This window comes from Pseudomonas sp. NY15374, assembly GCF_048068255.1.
Taxonomy (GTDB): Bacteria; Pseudomonadota; Gammaproteobacteria; order Pseudomonadales; family Pseudomonadaceae; genus Aquipseudomonas; species Aquipseudomonas machongensis.
This window is the reverse complement of record NZ_JBLUPZ010000004.1, coordinates 311063-327637: the sequence shown is the minus strand read 5'-3', so window position 1 is coordinate 327637 and position 16575 is coordinate 311063. Positions and strand designations below refer to the sequence as shown.

Annotated in this window: 12 protein-coding genes; 6 read left to right on the top strand and 6 right to left on the bottom strand. The window is 62.1% G+C overall.

What is annotated here, in order from left to right; genetic code table 11:
* Positions 1-3: 3 nt before the first annotated feature.
* Both ACNFHO_RS12360 and ACNFHO_RS12355 read right to left on the bottom strand, forming a co-directional pair.
* Positions 4-1014 (bottom strand): class 1 fructose-bisphosphatase, encoded by a 1011-nt coding sequence (locus ACNFHO_RS12360; RefSeq protein ID WP_054895279.1) that lies wholly within the window; start codon positions 1012-1014, stop codon positions 4-6.
* 229 nt (positions 1015-1243) lie between these two features.
* The gene (locus tag ACNFHO_RS12355) at positions 1244-3694 is read right to left on the bottom strand and encodes a glycogen/starch/alpha-glucan phosphorylase (protein WP_063541416.1); all 2451 of its coding nucleotides are present in this window, start codon (positions 3692-3694) and stop codon (positions 1244-1246) included.
* Positions 3695-3880: 186 nt separating this feature from the next.
* On the opposite strand from ACNFHO_RS12355, the gene ACNFHO_RS12350 reads away from it, so the two are divergent.
* Positions 3881-4285 carry a YkgJ family cysteine cluster protein gene (locus ACNFHO_RS12350; RefSeq protein WP_054895281.1) on the top strand — a complete coding sequence of 135 codons (405 nt, stop codon included), beginning with the start codon at positions 3881-3883 and terminating at the stop codon, positions 4283-4285.
* Positions 4286-4481: 196 nt separating this feature from the next.
* Here the strand turns inward: ACNFHO_RS12350 and typA are convergent, their stop codons facing one another.
* Positions 4482-6302 carry a translational GTPase TypA gene (gene typA, locus ACNFHO_RS12345; protein ID WP_054895282.1) on the bottom strand — a complete coding sequence of 607 codons (1821 nt, stop codon included), beginning with the start codon at positions 6300-6302 and terminating at the stop codon, positions 4482-4484.
* Positions 6303-6429: 127 nt separating this feature from the next.
* Positions 6430-7884: a tRNA uracil 4-sulfurtransferase ThiI gene (thiI, locus tag ACNFHO_RS12340; protein ID WP_054895283.1), complete on the bottom strand. Its 1455-nt coding sequence runs from the start codon at positions 7882-7884 to the stop codon at positions 6430-6432.
* A 492-nt stretch (positions 7885-8376) separates the two neighbouring features.
* On the opposite strand from thiI, the gene glnA reads away from it, so the two are divergent.
* The 4 genes from glnA to ntrC all read left to right on the top strand — a co-directional run bounded on the left by glnA (position 8377) and on the right by ntrC (position 13259).
* Positions 8377-9783: a glutamate--ammonia ligase gene (glnA, locus tag ACNFHO_RS12335; protein ID WP_063541420.1), complete on the top strand. Its 1407-nt coding sequence runs from the start codon at positions 8377-8379 to the stop codon at positions 9781-9783.
* A gap of 151 nt (positions 9784-9934) precedes the next feature.
* Complete coding sequence (locus ACNFHO_RS12330) at positions 9935-10477, top strand: chorismate mutase (RefSeq protein ID WP_416766479.1); 543 nt, start codon at positions 9935-9937, stop codon at positions 10475-10477.
* 263 nt (positions 10478-10740) lie between these two features.
* Positions 10741-11826 (top strand): nitrogen regulation protein NR(II), encoded by a 1086-nt coding sequence (gene glnL / locus ACNFHO_RS12325; protein WP_063541424.1) that lies wholly within the window; start codon positions 10741-10743, stop codon positions 11824-11826.
* Entirely contained in the window at positions 11823-13259 is a 1437-nt protein-coding gene (gene ntrC, locus ACNFHO_RS12320) for a nitrogen regulation protein NR(I) (protein WP_063541426.1), read from the top strand. The genes glnL and ntrC overlap by 4 nt, the downstream gene beginning before the upstream one ends.
* A gap of 565 nt (positions 13260-13824) precedes the next feature.
* Here ntrC and ACNFHO_RS12315 read toward each other — a convergent pair.
* Positions 13825-14262, bottom strand: a complete 438-nt coding sequence (locus ACNFHO_RS12315) for a hypothetical protein (protein WP_416766476.1) — start codon at positions 14260-14262, stop codon at positions 13825-13827.
* Here ACNFHO_RS12315 and trmL point away from each other — a divergent pair.
* Positions 14261-14716, top strand: a complete 456-nt coding sequence (trmL, locus tag ACNFHO_RS12310; protein ID WP_112899365.1) for a tRNA (uridine(34)/cytosine(34)/5-carboxymethylaminomethyluridine(34)-2'-O)-methyltransferase TrmL — start codon at positions 14261-14263, stop codon at positions 14714-14716. The genes ACNFHO_RS12315 and trmL overlap by 2 nt on opposite strands.
* A 77-nt stretch (positions 14717-14793) precedes the next feature.
* Here the strand turns inward: trmL and gabP are convergent, their stop codons facing one another.
* The gene (gene gabP / locus ACNFHO_RS12305; protein ID WP_054895290.1) at positions 14794-16182 is read right to left on the bottom strand and encodes a GABA permease; all 1389 of its coding nucleotides are present in this window, start codon (positions 16180-16182) and stop codon (positions 14794-14796) included.
* Positions 16183-16575: the final 393 nt, after the last annotated feature.

Genomic DNA, 16575 nt, shown 5'->3' with positions numbered 1-16575 from the left:
GACTTACTCCTTGTGATAGGCGGTGACGCGCTCGACCTCTTCCTTCGAGCCCAGGATCACCGACACGCGCTGGTGCAGGCTCTCAGGCTTGATGTCGAGGATGCGCTCGTAACCGTTGGTCGATGCGCCGCCGGCCTGCTCGATGATGAACGACATCGGGTTGGCTTCGTACATCAGGCGCAGCTTGCCCGGCTTGCTCGGCTCACGAGCGTCGCGCGGGTACATGAACAGGCCGCCACGGGTCAGGATGCGGTGCACGTCGGCCACCATCGAGGCGATCCAGCGCATGTTGTAATTCTTTTTCAGCGGCCCGGTCTCACCGGCCAGCAGCTCGCCCACGTAACGCTGCACTGGGGCTTCCCAGTGGCGCTGGTTGGACATGTTGATGGCGAACTCGGCGGTGGTTTCCGGAACGCGGATGTTTTCGTGGGTCAGGACGAAGCTGCCCAGTTCGCGGTCCAGGGTGAAGCCCTTGACGCCATTGCCCAGGGTGAGGATCAGCATGGTCTGCGGGCCGTAGATCGCATAACCGGCGGCGACCTGCTGGGTGCCTGGTTGCAGGAAGGCGTTTTCGTTGAGGGTTTCGTTCTGGCTCAGGTACTCGTTCGGGCAACGCAGCACGGAGAAGATGGTACCGACCGAGACGTTGACGTCGATGTTGGACGAGCCGTCCAGCGGGTCGAAGACCAGCAGGTAAGCGCCTTTGGGATATTTGCCCGGGATCTGGTAGGCGTTGTCCATTTCTTCGGACGCCATGCCGGCCAGGTGGCCGCCCCACTCGTTTGCCTCGAGCAGGATGTCGTTGGAAATGACGTCGAGCTTCTTCTGCACTTCGCCTTGCACGTTTTCGGTGCCCATGCTGCCCAGCACGCCGCCCAGGGCGCCCTTGGACACGTGGTGGCTGATTTCCTTGCACGCGCGCGCCACCACTTCGATCAGGAAGCGCAGATCGGCAGGAGTGTTGTTGCTGCGGGTCTGCTCAATCAGATAGCGACTCAGGGTAACGCGGGACATGTATGGCTCCGAAGTGGAAAGGGGTAGAAAAACCCCCGCAGTTTACAGGGAGAGTGGCAGCCTAGCGAGCGAAGAGACTCGCCTGGCGGATCAGACGGTGGTTCGGGCGATGAGTTCAGGCAGTTGGTCGGCGGCGGCCCCATCGCGGGGCAAGCCCGCTCCTACAGGACCAGCGCCGTCCTTTACAGGAGCGGGCTTGCCCCGCGATAGGGCCGGAACTGACACCCTGCTAATCCAATGCCTTCCAGATCTCAGTGGCATATTCGCGAATGGTCCGGTCCGACGAGAACCAGCCCATCCGTGCGGTATTGAGCACCGCCATACGCCACCACTCCTGCGGCGTATGCCACAGTTCCTCGACCCGCAGTTGGGCATCCCAGTACGCATCGAAATCGGCACACAGCAGGAAGCGATCGTAGGCCACCAGGCCGTCGATCAGCCCGGCATAGCGCCCTGGATCATCCGGCGAGAACACCCCGCTGCGGATCGCCTGCAGGACATCGCCAAGGCGCCCCGACGCTGCCACGGCAGCCGCCGCACCGAAATCGCCCGCGCGCTTGCGCGCCTCGACCTGCTGGGCGGTCAGGCCAAAGATGAACATGTTTTCCGCGCCGACCTGCTCGCACATCTCGACGTTGGCGCCATCGAGGGTGCCGATGGTCAGCGCGCCGTTGAGGGCGAACTTCATGTTGCTGGTACCGGACGCTTCGTACCCGGCAGTGGAGATCTGCTCGGAAAGGTCGGCCGCCGGGATGATGCTCTCGGCCAGGCTGACGTTGTAGTTGGGCAGGAACACCACCTTGAGCAGCCCGCGCACGGTGGGGTCGTTGTTGACCACCCGGGCGATGTCGTTGGTCAGCTTGATGATCAGCTTGGCCTGGTGATAGCTGGCTGCCGCCTTGCCGGCGAAGATCTTCACCCGCGGCGCCCACTGGGTGGTCGGGTCGTTGCGGATGGCCTGGTACAGCGCGACGGTATGCAACAGGTTGAGCAACTGGCGCTTGTACTCGTGGATACGCTTGACCTGCACGTCGAACAACGCTTCGGGATTGACCGTCACGCCGATGCGGTCCTGGATGATGCTCGCCAGTGCGCGCTTGCTGTGCAGGCGCTGGGCTGCGAACTGCTTGCGGAAGGTGGCTTTATCGGCATGAGGCGCCAGCGCCTTGAGCTTGCCCTCCGGATCGTCCAGCACCTCGGCGCCCAGGGCGTCGACCAGCATGCCGGTCAACTGCGGATTGGCCTGGTACAGCCAGCGGCGGAAGGTGATGCCGTTGGTCTTGTTGTTGATCCGTTGCGGATACAGCTTGTGCAATTCGGCGAACACCGTGCTCTTCATCAACTTGCTATGCAGCGCCGACACGCCGTTGACGCTGTGCGAACCGAGAAACGCCAGGTTGCCCATGCGCACACGGCGGCCGTTATCCTCCTCGATCAGCGACACCGCGCGCAGCACGTCGAAGTCATGCAAGCCTTTGGCCCGCAGCGCGTCGATGTGGTACGCGTTGATCAGGTAGATGATCTGCATGTGCCGCGGCAGCATGCGTTCCATCAACGCCACAGGCCAGGTTTCCAGGGCCTCGGGCAGCAGGGTGTGGTTGGTGTAGGCCAGGGTGCCGACCGTCAGCTCCCAAGCCTTTTCCCAGGGAATCCCGTGCTGGTCGACCAGCAGGCGCATCAGCTCGGCGACGGCGATCGAGGGGTGGGTGTCGTTGAGCTGGATCGCCGCCGAGTCCGGCAGGTTGAGCAGGTCATCGTGCATGTTCAGGTGACGTCGCAGCAGATCCTGCAGCGACGCGGAGACGAAGAAGTACTCCTGACGCAGGCGCAATTCCTGCCCCGCTTCGGTGCTGTCCGCCGGATAAAGCACCCGCGAGATGCTTTCGGCCCGCGCCACTTCGGCCACCGCCCCCAGGTGATCCCCGGCATTGAAGCGCTCCAGATGCAACTCTTCGAGCGCCCGGGCACGCCATAGGCGCAAGGTATTGACGCTGGAGCCGCGCCAGCCGACCACCGGCGTATCGTAGGCCACTGCACGCACGGTTTCGCCCGGCGTCCAGACCTGCCGCGCAGCACCATGGGCATCGTGCAGCGTTTCGACACTGCCGCCAAAACTGATCGGGTAGATCACCTCGGCGCGCTCGAACTCCCAAGGGTTGCCGAAGTCCAGCCAGTTCTCGGTCTGCTCCTGCTGCCAGCCATCGACGATGGCCTGGCGGAACAACCCGTGCTCGTAGCGAATACCGTAGCCATGGGCAGCAATGCCGAGGGTCGACATGCTTTCCATGAAGCACGCCGCAAGCCGTCCCAGGCCACCATTACCCAGCGCTGCATCGGGCTCGAGCAGGCGGATGCGCTCAAGGTCCACGTCCAGCCCCTCGAGCGCTTCACGGGCGATTTCCAGATAGCCCAGGTTGCTCAGGCTGTCGTACAGCAGTCGGCCGATGAGGAATTCCAGGGAGAGGTAGTAGACCCGCTTCTGGCTGCGCCGGTAGGCCCGGCGGGTGTGGTCCATCCAGTGGTCGACCATGTGATCGCGGGCGGCCAGGGCGATGGCTTCGAACCAGTCATGGTCGAAGGCATGTTCCGGGTCCTTGCCGACCGCGTAGGTCAGTTTGTCCAGTACAGCGGCGCGAAACGCGGCCACCTCGGCGTCACGAGCTTTGGGTTCCTGGGACATGCGGCATCCTCGGGCAAGTTGACGGATACGGAGGGAGATTGAAGAGACTAGACCCTTCGACAGGGAGTGACAGGCTCGGTTCGCAGTTTTCATGCCGGCTTGGCGATTCCGGCAAAAGGTTGTTCACAAATTGAACAACTCCGGTATGATCGCGCGCCCCAAGACCGTGATCCGCCCACTATTAAAATGAAACCGACCCTGATCGCCGCCGCCGAAGTCGACCGCCTGGAAACCTGGCAGCGCTACACCAGCAGCATGTGCCATGGCTGCCATTCGACCTGCTGTACCCTGCCTGTTGAGGTGAAGATCAAGGATCTGATCCGCATCGGCGTGGTGGACGAGTTCGAGAAGGACGAGCCGCCGAAGAACGTCGCCAAGCGCCTGCAGAAAGAAGGCATCATCGAACGCTTCAACCAGAAGTCGGGCATCTTCACCCTGACCCGGATGAGCAACGACGATTGCATGTATCTGGACCGCAAGAGCCGCCTGTGCACCATTTATGACAAGCGCCCGGATACCTGCCGGAACCACCCCAAGGTCGGACCGCGGCCGGGGTACTGTGCGTACAAGCCCAAGGTGGTTGGGCGATAGGCCTGTAGCGCCGGTACGGGCCTCTTCGCGGGCAAGCCCGCTCCCACAGGGACCCCGCCGGCCACTGGGGCAGCGGGGTCCCTGTGGGAGCGGGCTTGCCCGCGAAGAGGCCGGCATGAACACAACCCAGTCTGCAGACAAACAAAAACGCCCCCGGCCTTTCGACCGGGGGCGTTCTCATTCAGCCTGAGCTAACTCAGTTCTTGGCTTTCTTGGCAGCGCGGGTACGCTCGCCTTCGTCCAGGATCTTCTTGCGCAGACGGATCGACTTCGGCGTCACTTCGCACAGCTCGTCGTCCTGGATGAATTCCAGGGCCTGCTCGAGGGTGTGGCGAACCGGCGGAACCAGGGCGATGACTTCGTCTTTGCCCGAAGCACGCATGTTGTCGAGCTTCTTGCCTTTGGTCGGGTTCACGCCCAGGTCGTTGTCACGGCTGTTCAGACCGATGATCTGACCGTTGTAGATCTCCTGGCCGTGCTCGACGAACAGCTTGCCGCGCGCCTGCAGGGTTTCCAGCGAGTAGGTCAGGGCCTTGCCGGTCTCGACCGAAACCAGAACACCGTTCAGACGGCCGGACATCTGGCCCGACTTCATGGTGTCGTAGCGATCGAAGATCGAGGTCAGGATGCCTGCACCGTTGGTCAGGGTCAGGAACTGGTTACGGAAACCGATCAGACCACGGGCCGGAATGTTGTATTCCAGGCGCACACGGCCCTTGCCATCCGGGACCATGTTGGTCAGGTCGCCCTTACGCAGGCCCATCTCTTCCATGACCTTGCCCTGGGATTCTTCAGGGATGTCGATGGTGACGTTCTCGAACGGTTCCTGCTTCACGCCGTCCACTTCACGGATGATCACTTCAGGACGGCCTACAGCCATCTCGAAGCCTTCGCGGCGCATGGTTTCGATCAGAACCGACAGGTGCAGCTCACCACGGCCCGATACCTTGAACTTGTCAGGGGAGTCGGTTTCCTGAACGCGCAGGGCTACGTTGTACAGCAGCTCCTTGTCCAGACGATCCTTGATGTTGCGGCTGGTGACGAACTTGCCTTCTTTACCGCAGAACGGCGAGTCGTTGACCTGGAAGGTCATCGAAACGGTTGGCTCGTCGACGGTCAGCGGCTTCATCGCCTCTACCGCGTCCGGGGCGCACAGGGTGTCGGAGATGAACAGCTCGTCGAAACCGCTGATGCAGACGATGTCGCCAGCCTGGGCTTCTTCGACGTCGACGCGGTGCAGACCGTGGTGGCCCATCAGCTTGAGGATACGACCGTTGCGCTTCTTGCCGTCGGTGTCGATGGCGACAACCGGAGTGTTCGGCTTGACGCGACCACGGGCGATACGGCCAACGCCGATAACACCGAGGAAGCTGTTGTAGTCCAGAGCGGAGATCTGCATCTGGAACGGACCTTCACGGTCAACGTTCGGCGCAGGTACGTTGTCGACGATCGACTGGTACAGCGCGGTCATGTCCTCACCCATTTCGGTGTGGTCCAGACCGGCGATGCCGTTCAGGGCCGAAGCGTAGACGACTTTGAAGTCCAGCTGTTCGTCGGTGGCACCGAGGTTGTCGAACAGGTCGAAGATCTGGTCCAGAACCCAGTCAGGACGCGCGCCCGGACGGTCGACCTTGTTGATCACGACGATTGGCTTGAGGCCGGCTTCGAAGGCTTTCTTGGTTACGAAGCGGGTTTGCGGCATCGGGCCGTCCTGGGCGTCGACCAGCAGCAGCACCGAGTCGACCATCGACATTACACGCTCAACCTCGCCACCGAAGTCGGCGTGGCCGGGGGTGTCGACGATGTTGATGTGGTAGCCGTTCCAGTTGATGGCGGTGTTCTTCGCCAGAATGGTAATGCCGCGCTCTTTTTCCTGGTCGTTGGAGTCCATGACGCGCTCGTCGTTGAGCTCGTTACGCTCCAGGGTGCCGGACTGGCGCAGGAGTTTGTCGACCAGGGTGGTTTTACCATGGTCAACGTGGGCGATGATGGCGATGTTACGCAGATTTTCGATCACAACTGTATCTCGTGCAGAGGATTCGGTTTGCCGCCAGTCTAGGCGGCCAATATGAAGGTAAAAGGCTCAGCGGGCCCGCAGGTCGGGAGGGCGATGGCGGATGCTGCCGCCATACAGCCCTGGCGTCTTATGCCGGACGATAAACACGCACATTGGCATGTCCCTCACTGAGCAGGTGGTGTGCGTGCAGACGGCTCATCACACCCTTGTCGCAATAAAGCAGGTACTGCCGGTTGGCATCGAGCTGCTTGAACTTGCTGTTGATCGCGTAGAACGGCAGTGCCTGGACCTCGACGCCGTCGATCTGCAGCGGTTCGTCTTCCTGGGCGTCAGGGTGACGGATGTCGATGACGATCTGACCTGGCAGCGCCTCGGCCACTTCCTCGATATCGATATCCTTGCCCAACTCGTCGATCACGTGGTCGATGGAGATCAGCTTGGCGCGTTCCAGGGCGCGCTCGAGCACCGCCATGTCGAACTGCTTCTCTTCATGCTCCATGCGGTGGCGCTTGGCATGGGTGGTCGGGTTCACCGAGATCACGCCGCAGTACTCGGGCATGTGCTTGGCGAAATCGGCGGTGCCGATCTGGTAGGCGGTATCGATGATGTCCTGCTTGTGGCTGGCCAGCAGCGGACGCAGCACCAGCTTGTCGGTGGCCGAGTCGATGATCGCAAGGTTGGGCAGGGTCTGGCTGGAAACCTGGGAGATCGCCTCGCCGGTGACCAGGGCGTCGATTTCCAGGCGATCGGCCATGCGCGCCGCGGCACGCAGCATCATGCGCTTGAGCGTCACGCCCATATAGCTGTTGTCGACCTTGCCGAGAATCTCGCCGACCACTTCTTCGAACGGCACGCTGATGAACAGCACGCGCTGGCTGCTGCCGTATTTCTTCCACAGGTAGTGCGCGACTTCCATCACGCCCAGCTCGTGGGCACGGCCACCGAGGTTGAAGAAGCAGAAGTGGGTCATCAGGCCGCGGCGCATCATCTGGTAGGCCGCCACGGTGGAGTCGAAGCCACCGGACATCAGCACCAGCGTCTGCTCCAGCGCACCCAGCGGATAACCGCCGATGCCGTTGTGCTGGTTGTGGATGACGTACAGGCGCTGGTCGCGGATTTCGATGCGCACCATCACTTCGGGGGTCTTCAGGTCGATGCCGGCGGCGCCGCACTGCTGGCGCAGCTGGCTGCCGACGTAGCGGTCGACGTCCATCGAGGTGAAGTCGTGGTGGCCACCGCGCTTGCAGCGTACGGCGAAGCGCTTGCCGGCCAGCAGGTGGCCGAAGTGCTGCCTGCATTTGTCGACGATGTCGTCGAAGTCGCCCAGCGGATACTCCTGCACCTGCAGGAAGTGGGTGATCCCTGGGGTGCAGGTCAGGCGTTCGATCATCTCGCGCTGGACTTTCTCGTCTTCGATGCGGGTGACCACCTCGAGATTATCCCAGACACCATCGACCACGAGCTCAGGATCCAGATCCTTGAGCACGTTGCGGATGTTCTTGCCGAGCTGGCGGATGAAGCGCTTGCGCACCGGCCGGCTCTTGATGGTGATCTCTGGGAAGACTTTGACGATAAGTTTCATTGGGTTAACAGCGCGCCCGGGGCCTGCCGAAAATGAGGGGCGCGAATTATAGCGGAAATGGCTCGAGGTTTGAGCAACTTTTGATCAGAGGCATGCAGATAAATGCAAGAGCCCGGGTTTGTAGTGGCTGTCGCGGCCCTATCGCGGGACAAGCCCGCTCCCACAGGGATTGGACTGGTCTTAAGATTTTTAAATCATGTGGGAGCGGGCTTGTCCCGCGATAGGGCCCTCAAACAACGCATCACTCTCGAGAAATTGCACCAAAATAGTTCATCAAGACGGAAAAATGCCTTTAAACAGTGCGACAACCCGCGCCCGCCACCCGCCAAACACCCGCAAACGCCTATTTTCATGGCGCCCTCGCCATTTTCGGGCACTGGCATGCAATTTGCTCCCTTGTGATGCAGGTAAGCTTGGCCGACTATCCGCGCCCGGCGACACCCTTTTTCCAGGGCAGCGGCCAAGCGCACCCTAGACCATCCGGAGGACAACATGTCGAAGTCGGTTCAACTCATCAAAGATCATGACGTCAAGTGGATTGATCTGCGTTTCACGGACACCAAAGGCAAACAGCACCACGTCACCATGCCGGCTCGCGATGCGCTGGATGAAGACTTCTTCGAAGCTGGCAAGATGTTCGACGGCTCCTCCATCGAGGGCTGGAAAGGCATCGAAGCTTCCGACATGATCCTGCTGCCGGACGACTCGTCCGCCGTGCTCGACCCGTTCACCGAAGAGCCGACCCTGATCCTGGTCTGCGACGTGATCGAGCCGTCCACCATGCAAGGCTACGACCGCGACCCACGCGCCATCGCCAAGCGTGCCGAAGAGTTCCTGAAGAGCACCGGCATCGGCGACACCGTATTCGTCGGCCCAGAGCCTGAGTTCTTCATCTTCGACCAGGTGAAGTTCAAGTCGGACATCTCCGGCTCGATGTTCAAGATCTACTCCGAGCAAGGCTCCTGGATGACCGACCAGGACGTCGAAGGCGGCAACAAGGGCCACCGCCCTGCCGTCAAAGGCGGCTACTTCCCGGTTCCGCCGTGCGACCACGACCACGAAATCCGTACCGCCATGTGCAACGCCATGGAAGAAATGGGCCTGGTCATCGAAGTTCACCACCACGAAGTGGCGACTGCCGGCCAGAACGAGATCGGTGTGAAGTTCAACACCCTGGTCACCAAGGCTGACGAAGTCCAGACCCTGAAGTACTGCGTGCACAACGTTGCCGACGCCTATGGCAAGACCGCAACCTTCATGCCGAAGCCACTGTACGGCGACAACGGCTCGGGCATGCACGTTCACATGTCGATCTCCAAGGACGGCAAGAACACCTTCTCCGGCGAAGGCTATGCCGGCCTGTCCGACACCGCCCTGTACTTCATCGGCGGTATCATCAAGCACGGTAAGGCCCTGAACGGCTTCACCAACCCGGCTACCAACTCCTACAAGCGTCTGGTACCAGGCTTCGAAGCTCCGGTCATGCTGGCCTACTCGGCTCGTAACCGCTCGGCCTCGATCCGTATCCCTTACGTTTCCAGCCCGAAAGCCCGCCGCATCGAAGCGCGCTTCCCGGACCCGGCTGCCAACCCGTACCTGTGCTTCGCTGCACTGCTGATGGCCGGCCTGGACGGTATCCAGAACAAGATCCACCCAGGCGATGCCGCCGACAAGAACCTGTACGACCTGCCGCCTGAAGAGGCCAAAGAGATCCCACAGGTTTGCGGTAGCCTGAAAGAAGCCCTGGAAGAGCTGGACAAGGGCCGTGCGTTCCTGACCAAGGGCGGCGTGTTCTCCGACGACTTCATCGACGCCTACATCGAGCTGAAGTCCGAAGAAGAGATCAAGGTCCGTACCTTCGTTCACCCGCTGGAATACGACCTGTACTACAGCGTTTGATGCGCGCGGCGCCTGCGCCGTGACCGTCTAGAGAACGGCCTCCTTCGGGAGGCCGTTTGCGTTTTCACATCCAGGATTTACAGAACCTTCCTACTAGAAGGTTAGTTGAATTACTGCGAGACTCAGAGGCTCCAACCCCATGGAGACTCCCATGCGTCGTTCATTTATCACCTTCTCCTGCATCGCAGGACTGTCCGCTTGCGTGAACGCCAACGAGCCCCGCTCCCCCTTCGATCCCCTGCTCGACAGCATCGAACAGCGACTGGAAATCGCCCAGGCGGTCGCATTGCATAAATGGGATCGTGACCAACCGGTTCAAGACAGCCCACGTGAGCAACAGGTACTGGCCAAGGTCGGCCAGGCAGCCAGTGCACATCGATTGAGCGCCGACCGTGCCGAACAGTTCTTTGCCGATCAGATAGAAGCCAACAAGCTCAGGCAGTATCACCTGCTCAACCAGTGGCACCTGCAACATCAAGCGCCTGATATCCCGCGCCAGGACCTCGCCAGCGTGATCCGCCCCATACTGGATCAGCTCCAGGACCGATTGCTCGATGCACTGGCCGAGTTCGACCAGCAGCGTCCGCAGCGCTGCAGCGAAGCCCTGGCTGAAGCGATTGCATCGAGAACTACCGATGCCCCGCGTCGCCTGTTCCTGATCAGGGCGACCGCCAACCTGTGCCAACGCCCCTGACGCTCTATGCTCTATATTGGTGCACAAAACCGCTGAACGCCCCGCAATGCACCCCAAATTAGGTCAGGAGAATCGGTAAACCAGGCTTTTCTGAGCCGATTTTGCGCATATCCAGCGCTTTATCGGGCAATTCCGCTTCTTTTCGGAGCCTTGGTTTGTTTCTTGCATTTTCAGGCTATCAGCGGATTACCAGCGTGCCCGCCCCTGGTCGAGCCAGGGGCGCCATGTGCCAGAACAGCGCCAAAAGAGGTCAACCACGCACCATGACCATCAGCGATGCACAGCACCGTCTGCTCCTGGACAACCTGACCACTGCCACCTTGCTGCTCAACAGCGACCTGCGCCTTGAGTACATGAACCCGGCAGCGGAAATGCTCCTGGCCGTCAGCGGCCAGCGCAGCCATGGCCAGTTCATCAGTGAGCTGTTCACCGAATCGACCGAGGCGCTCAATTCCCTGCGCCAGGCCGTGGAACAGGCGCACCCGTTCACCAAGCGCGAAGCCCAACTGACCTCGTTGACCGGCCAGAGCATCACCGTCGACTACGCCGTGACGCCGATCCTGCACCAGGGCAACACCCTGCTGCTGCTCGAAGTCCACCCGCGCGACCGCCTGCTGCGCATCACCAAGGAAGAGGCGCAACTGAGCAAGCAGGAAACCACCAAGATGCTGGTGCGCGGCCTCGCCCACGAGATCAAGAACCCGCTCGGCGGCATCCGTGGCGCAGCGCAGTTGCTGGCCCGCGAGTTGCCCGAAGACGGCCTGCGCGACTACACCAACGTCATCATCGAAGAAGCCGACCGCCTGCGTAACCTGGTCGACCGTATGCTCGGTTCGAACAAGCTGCCGTCGCTGTCGATGACCAACGTGCACGAAGTGCTCGAACGTGTCTGCAGCCTGGTGGAGGCCGAAAGCCAGGGTGGCATCACCCTGGTGCGCGATTACGACCCGAGCCTGCCGGACGTGCTGATCGACCGCGAGCAGATGATCCAGGCCGTACTCAATATCGTGCGCAACGCCATGCAGGCGATCAGCGGGCAGAACGAACTGCGCCTGGGCCGCATCACCCTGCGCACCCGCGCGGTGCGCCAGTTCACCATCGGCCATGTGCGCCACAGGCTGGTGGCACGGGTCGAAATCATCGACAACGGCCCCGGCATTCCCGCGGAACTGCAGGACACCCTCTTCTATCCCATGGTCAGCGGGCGCCCGGACGGTACCGGGCTCGGGCTGGCCATTACCCAGAACATCATCAGCCAGCATCAGGGCCTGATCGAGTGTGAAAGCCATGCCGGCCATACCACCTTCTCGATCTTCCTGCCCCTGGAACAAGGAGCCACAGCCCCATGAGCCGTAGTGAAACCGTGTGGATCGTCGACGATGATCGTTCCATCCGCTGGGTCCTGGAAAAAGCCCTGCAACAAGAGGGCATGACCACCCAGAGCTTCGACAGTGCCGACGGGGTCATGGGTCGCCTGGCCCGGCAGCAGCCGGACGTGATCATCTCCGACATCCGCATGCCTGGCGCCAGCGGCCTGGACCTGCTCGCGCAGATTCGCGAACAGCACCCGCGCCTGCCGGTGATCATCATGACCGCCCACTCCGATCTGGACAGCGCGGTGGCGTCCTACCAAGGGGGTGCCTTCGAGTACCTGCCCAAGCCGTTCGACGTCGATGAGGCGGTGTCGCTGGTCAAGCGCGCCAACCAGCACGCCCAGGAACAGCAGGCGCTCGAAGCGCCGCCCGTACTCGCCCGCACGCCCGAGATCATCGGCGAGGCACCGGCGATGCAGGAGGTGTTTCGCGCCATCGGCCGGCTGAGCCATTCCAACATCACCGTGCTGATCAACGGCGAGTCCGGCACCGGCAAGGAACTGGTCGCCCACGCCCTGCACCGCCACAGCCCGCGTGCGGCTTCGCCGTTCATCGCGCTGAACATGGCGGCGATCCCCAAGGACCTGATGGAGTCCGAGCTGTTCGGCCACGAGAAAGGCGCCTTCACCGGTGCGGCCAACCAGCGGCGCGGACGCTTCGAGCAGGCTGACGGCGGCACCTTGTTCCTCGACGAGATCGGCGACATGCCTGCCGACACCCAGACCCGCCTGCTGCGCGTGCTGGCCGATGGCGAGTTCTATCGGGTCGGTGGCCATGTACCGGTGAAGGTGGACGTACGCATCATCGCCGCGACCCACCAGAACCTGGAATCGCTGGTACAGGCCGGCAAGTTCCGTGAAGACCTGTTCCATCGCCTCAACGTGATCCGCATCCACATCCCGCGCCTGGCTGACCGGCGCGAGGACATCCCGGCCCTCGCCCGCCACTTCCTGGGCCGTGCGGCGCGGGAGCTGGCGGTCGAGCCCAAGCTGCTGAAGCCGGAAACCGAGGAGTTCATGCGCAACCTGCCTTGGCCTGGCAACGTGCGTCAGCTGGAGAACACCTGCCGCTGGATCACGGTGATGGCCTCGAGCCGCGAAGTGCTGATCGGCGACCTGCCGCCAGAGCTGCTCAACCTGCCGCATGATGCCGCACCGGTCACCAACTGGGAGCAGGCACTGCGCCAGTGGGCCGACCAGGCCCTGGCGCGCGGGCAGTCGAACCTGCTCGACAGCGCCGTGCCGAGCTTCGAACGGATCATGATCGAGACCGCGCTCAAGCACACCGCCGGACGCCGCCGCGATGCCGCAGTGCTGCTGGGATGGGGGCGCAACACCCTGACGCGCAAGATCAAGGAGCTGGGGATGAAGGTCGATGGCGGGGATGACGATGAGGGTGAGGATCACTGACGACTGACGCGTCGCGCTGCGCTCATCCGATCCAGAAGCAAGCCCAGCTCCTGTAGGGGCAACTGTCTTGCTCAAAATCTAAAGACCAGCCCAATCCCTGTGGGAGCGGGCTTGTCCCGCGAACACGGGCGTAGCCCGTGCCATGCACCGCGGTGCTTGCTTCGCAGGCAAGCCAGCTTCTACAAGTCTCCGCCGCACGCTCCCCTCATGCACCGATCCTGTGCCACTTGCACCTCGGCAAGGCACAAATCCCCTCCAATCCCCGCAAAACCGCCCTGAAAGCCCAGTATTTCCGGGCCTTTCAAAACTGGCACGCCCCCTGCAATAGGTACTGTATCTCCAGTTTCGGGGGCCTCGGTACAGGCAGGCCGGGATATCCCCCTCTTTTATTCGCAACACCGCCCGTTTCGGGGACCTCGGTACAGGCAGGCCGGGACTCCCTCTTTTATTCGCAACACCGCCCGTTTCGGGGACCTCGGTACAGGCAGGCCGGGACTCCCTCTTTTATTCGCAACATCGCCCGTTTTGGGGACCTTGGTACAGGCAGGCCGAGACATCCCCTCTTTTATTCGTGCAGCCTCACCTGCACCCGCCAGCGCCCAGCGTCCTCTGCAGCGGCCCACGTACCGCTCAGGGGACGCGCGGCCACCACCGTAAGCACCAGCCCTTCCTCGCTCTGCTGCAAACGCCAGCCCACCGGCTTGCCCTGCAGGCTCAACTGTCCACGCTGGGCCTTGCCCTCGGCCTGGAACACCACGGCCACCGTACCCTCGACGTTCTCGCCATGCAGCCTGGGCTCTGCGTTGAACCACAGGTCAAGGCCGTCCTGAACCGCCTCAACGCGCTCGAGCACACGATCTTCGGGGGTAGTCAGGCGACCGATCATCAGCCCTACCATCACGCCGACGATCGCCATCGACAGCAACACCCGTGGCCAAGCCTTCGAACGCGGGTCCGGTTCGAGGGTAGAATGCTCGTCATCTTCGTGCCTGGAGCCGTGCATGTTTCACGTCATCCTCTTTCAACCAGAAATTCCACCGAACACCGGCAATATCATCCGCCTCTGCGCCAACAGCGGCTGCGACCTGCACTTGATCGAGCCGATCGGCTTCGAGCTGGACGACAAGCGCCTGCGTCGTGCGGGGCTGGATTATCACGAGTATGCCACGCTCAAGCGCCACGAGAGCCTTGAAGCATGCCTGCAAAGCCTGGGGCAACCGCGCCTGTTCGCCTTCACCACCAAGGCCTCGCACCCCTTCCATGAAGTGGCCTACCAGCCAGGCGATGCCTTCCTGTTCGGCCCTGAAAGCCGCGGCCTGCCCGCCGAGGTGCTGGACAGCCTGCCCGCCGAGCAACGCCTGCGCCTGCCGATGCGCCCCGGATGCCGCAGCCTGAACCTGTCCAATACAGTGGCCGTCACGGTTTACGAGGCCTGGCGCCAACAAGGCTTCGCCTGAGCAGGACCGCGATTCGCCGCCCATGAAAAAGGCCGCGTCCCTCACAGGACGCGGCCTTTTCATTTACGCGGTGCGGATCAGTTATCCAGCGCCACCTGCCCGGCAGCACCGCGCTTGCGGTGCAGCAGGAGGCCTGCCGCCACCACGGCGATGCTCAGCAAGGCCGTCGCGATGATCTCGATCCGGTGATCTTCACGCAGCGCCATCACCACCAGCACAGCGACGATGAAGGCGATGGTCGCCCAGGTCAGCCCCGGGAACAGCCACATCTTGAACGAGATCTTCTCGCCGCGCGCTTCACGCTGGGCACGCATGCGCAGCTGGGAAACGGCGATCACCAGGTACACCAGCAGCGCAATGGCGCCGGAGCTGGCCAGCAGGAACTCGAACACCTGGGCCGGGGCGACGAAGTTGGCGAACACGCACAGGAAGGCCGCAGCGGTCGACAACATGACCGCCCAGTGCGGGGTGCCCGCCTTGGTGGTGCGCTGGGCCACGGCCGGTGCGTCGCCACGCTTGCTCAGGGAGAACAGCATGCGCGAAGAGGTGTACAGCGCCGAGTTCAGGCAGCTGGTCACGGCGATCAGCACGACGATGTCGACGATCAGCTTGGCATTGGGCACGCCGATCAGGCTCAGGACGGTCTGGTAGGAGCCTTTTTCCGCAAGGGTCGGATCGTTCCACGGCACCATGGCCACGACCAAGAAGATCGACACCAGGTAGAACAGGCAGATGCGCCAGATCACCGAGTTGGTCGCACGGCTGATCTGCTTGCCCGGATCCTTCGACTCGGCGGCCGCGATGGTGACGATTTCAGTGCCCATGAACGAGAACATGGTGGTCAGCATGGCTGCCAGCACTGCCCCCAGGCCATTGGGCATGAAGCCCTGGGTATCGAACAGGTGGCTGACACCGCTGACCTGGCTGCCCGGCACCATGCCGAACATGGCCGCGCAGCCGACGACGATGAAGGCGATGATCGCCAGCACTTTAAGCAGGGCGAACCAGAACTCGAACTCGCCGTAGTTCTTCACGCTGAACAGGTTGGTGATGGTCAGCGCCAGGGTGATGACCAGCGAGAACGCCCACAGGTCGACCGCCGGGAACCAGGCATGCAGGATCGCTGCAGCGGCGTTGGCCTCAAGTGGGATCACCAGCACCCAGAACCACCAGTACAGCCAGCCGATGGTGAAGCCGGCCCAGCGCCCGATGGCGCGGTCGGCGTAGGTCGAGAACGAACCGGTGTCGGGCGAGGCGACGGCCATTTCGCCGAGCATGCGCATCACCAGCACCACGAGGGTACCGGCAGCGGCATAGGCGAGCAGGACCGCCGGGCCGGCTGCGGCGATGGCGTGGCCGGAGCCGACGAACAGACCGGCGCCGATGACGCCAGCAATGGACAGCATGGTGACATGCCGTTGTTTGAGCCCCTGAGCGAGGTCATTGGAATTGTGCTTACCGCTCATAAAACTACCTTTGTAAGGAGTGGACCACCCGATTGCTGATAACGAAGCGCGCCAGGGGTTGATTTAGACGCCTTGGCAATCGGCGCTTTCCAGCTGGCAATAAGTGCGCCAGCGCGGAAAATCATTCGTCTGAATAATGTCTCAGTCCCGAATGGCGGGGCCTTGCGGGCATTTGGCCAGGGTTTGACCGAATGCCCATCCAGGCCTGCGGGCCAAGTGTGCATTACTGAAATACCCACTTACAAACGCACCAAAGGTAGTCCTTGGTAACACCTTTGCACCGATCAGGGGCACAAAAGGTGCAACCTTGGCGTGCAACCTTGAGTCGGTGGTGTGGCCTTCGCGGGCAAGCCCGCTCCTACGGTTTGGGCGGGGGCGCACCACCGAACAAAA

What these genes read in the sequence shown, in the direction of transcription:
- glnA (WP_063541420.1), top strand. Translation starts at nt 8,377, where the DNA reads ATGTCGAAGTCGGTTCAACTCATCAAAGATCATGACGTCAAGTGGATT.
- thiI (WP_054895283.1), bottom strand. Translation starts at nt 7,884, where the DNA reads ATGAAACTTATCGTCAAAGTCTTCCCAGAGATCACCATCAAGAGCCGG.
- ACNFHO_RS12350 (WP_054895281.1), top strand. Translation starts at nt 3,881, where the DNA reads ATGAAACCGACCCTGATCGCCGCCGCCGAAGTCGACCGCCTGGAAACC.
- ACNFHO_RS12315 (WP_416766476.1), bottom strand. Translation starts at nt 14,262, where the DNA reads ATGCACGGCTCCAGGCACGAAGATGACGAGCATTCTACCCTCGAACCG.
- ntrC (WP_063541426.1), top strand. Translation starts at nt 11,823, where the DNA reads ATGAGCCGTAGTGAAACCGTGTGGATCGTCGACGATGATCGTTCCATC.
- ACNFHO_RS12330 (WP_416766479.1), top strand. Translation starts at nt 9,935, where the DNA reads ATGCGTCGTTCATTTATCACCTTCTCCTGCATCGCAGGACTGTCCGCT.
- gabP (WP_054895290.1), bottom strand. Translation starts at nt 16,182, where the DNA reads ATGAGCGGTAAGCACAATTCCAATGACCTCGCTCAGGGGCTCAAACAA.
- ACNFHO_RS12360 (WP_054895279.1), bottom strand. Translation starts at nt 1,014, where the DNA reads ATGTCCCGCGTTACCCTGAGTCGCTATCTGATTGAGCAGACCCGCAGC.
- trmL (WP_112899365.1), top strand. Translation starts at nt 14,261, where the DNA reads ATGTTTCACGTCATCCTCTTTCAACCAGAAATTCCACCGAACACCGGC.
- glnL (WP_063541424.1), top strand. Translation starts at nt 10,741, where the DNA reads ATGACCATCAGCGATGCACAGCACCGTCTGCTCCTGGACAACCTGACC.
- ACNFHO_RS12355 (WP_063541416.1), bottom strand. Translation starts at nt 3,694, where the DNA reads ATGTCCCAGGAACCCAAAGCTCGTGACGCCGAGGTGGCCGCGTTTCGC.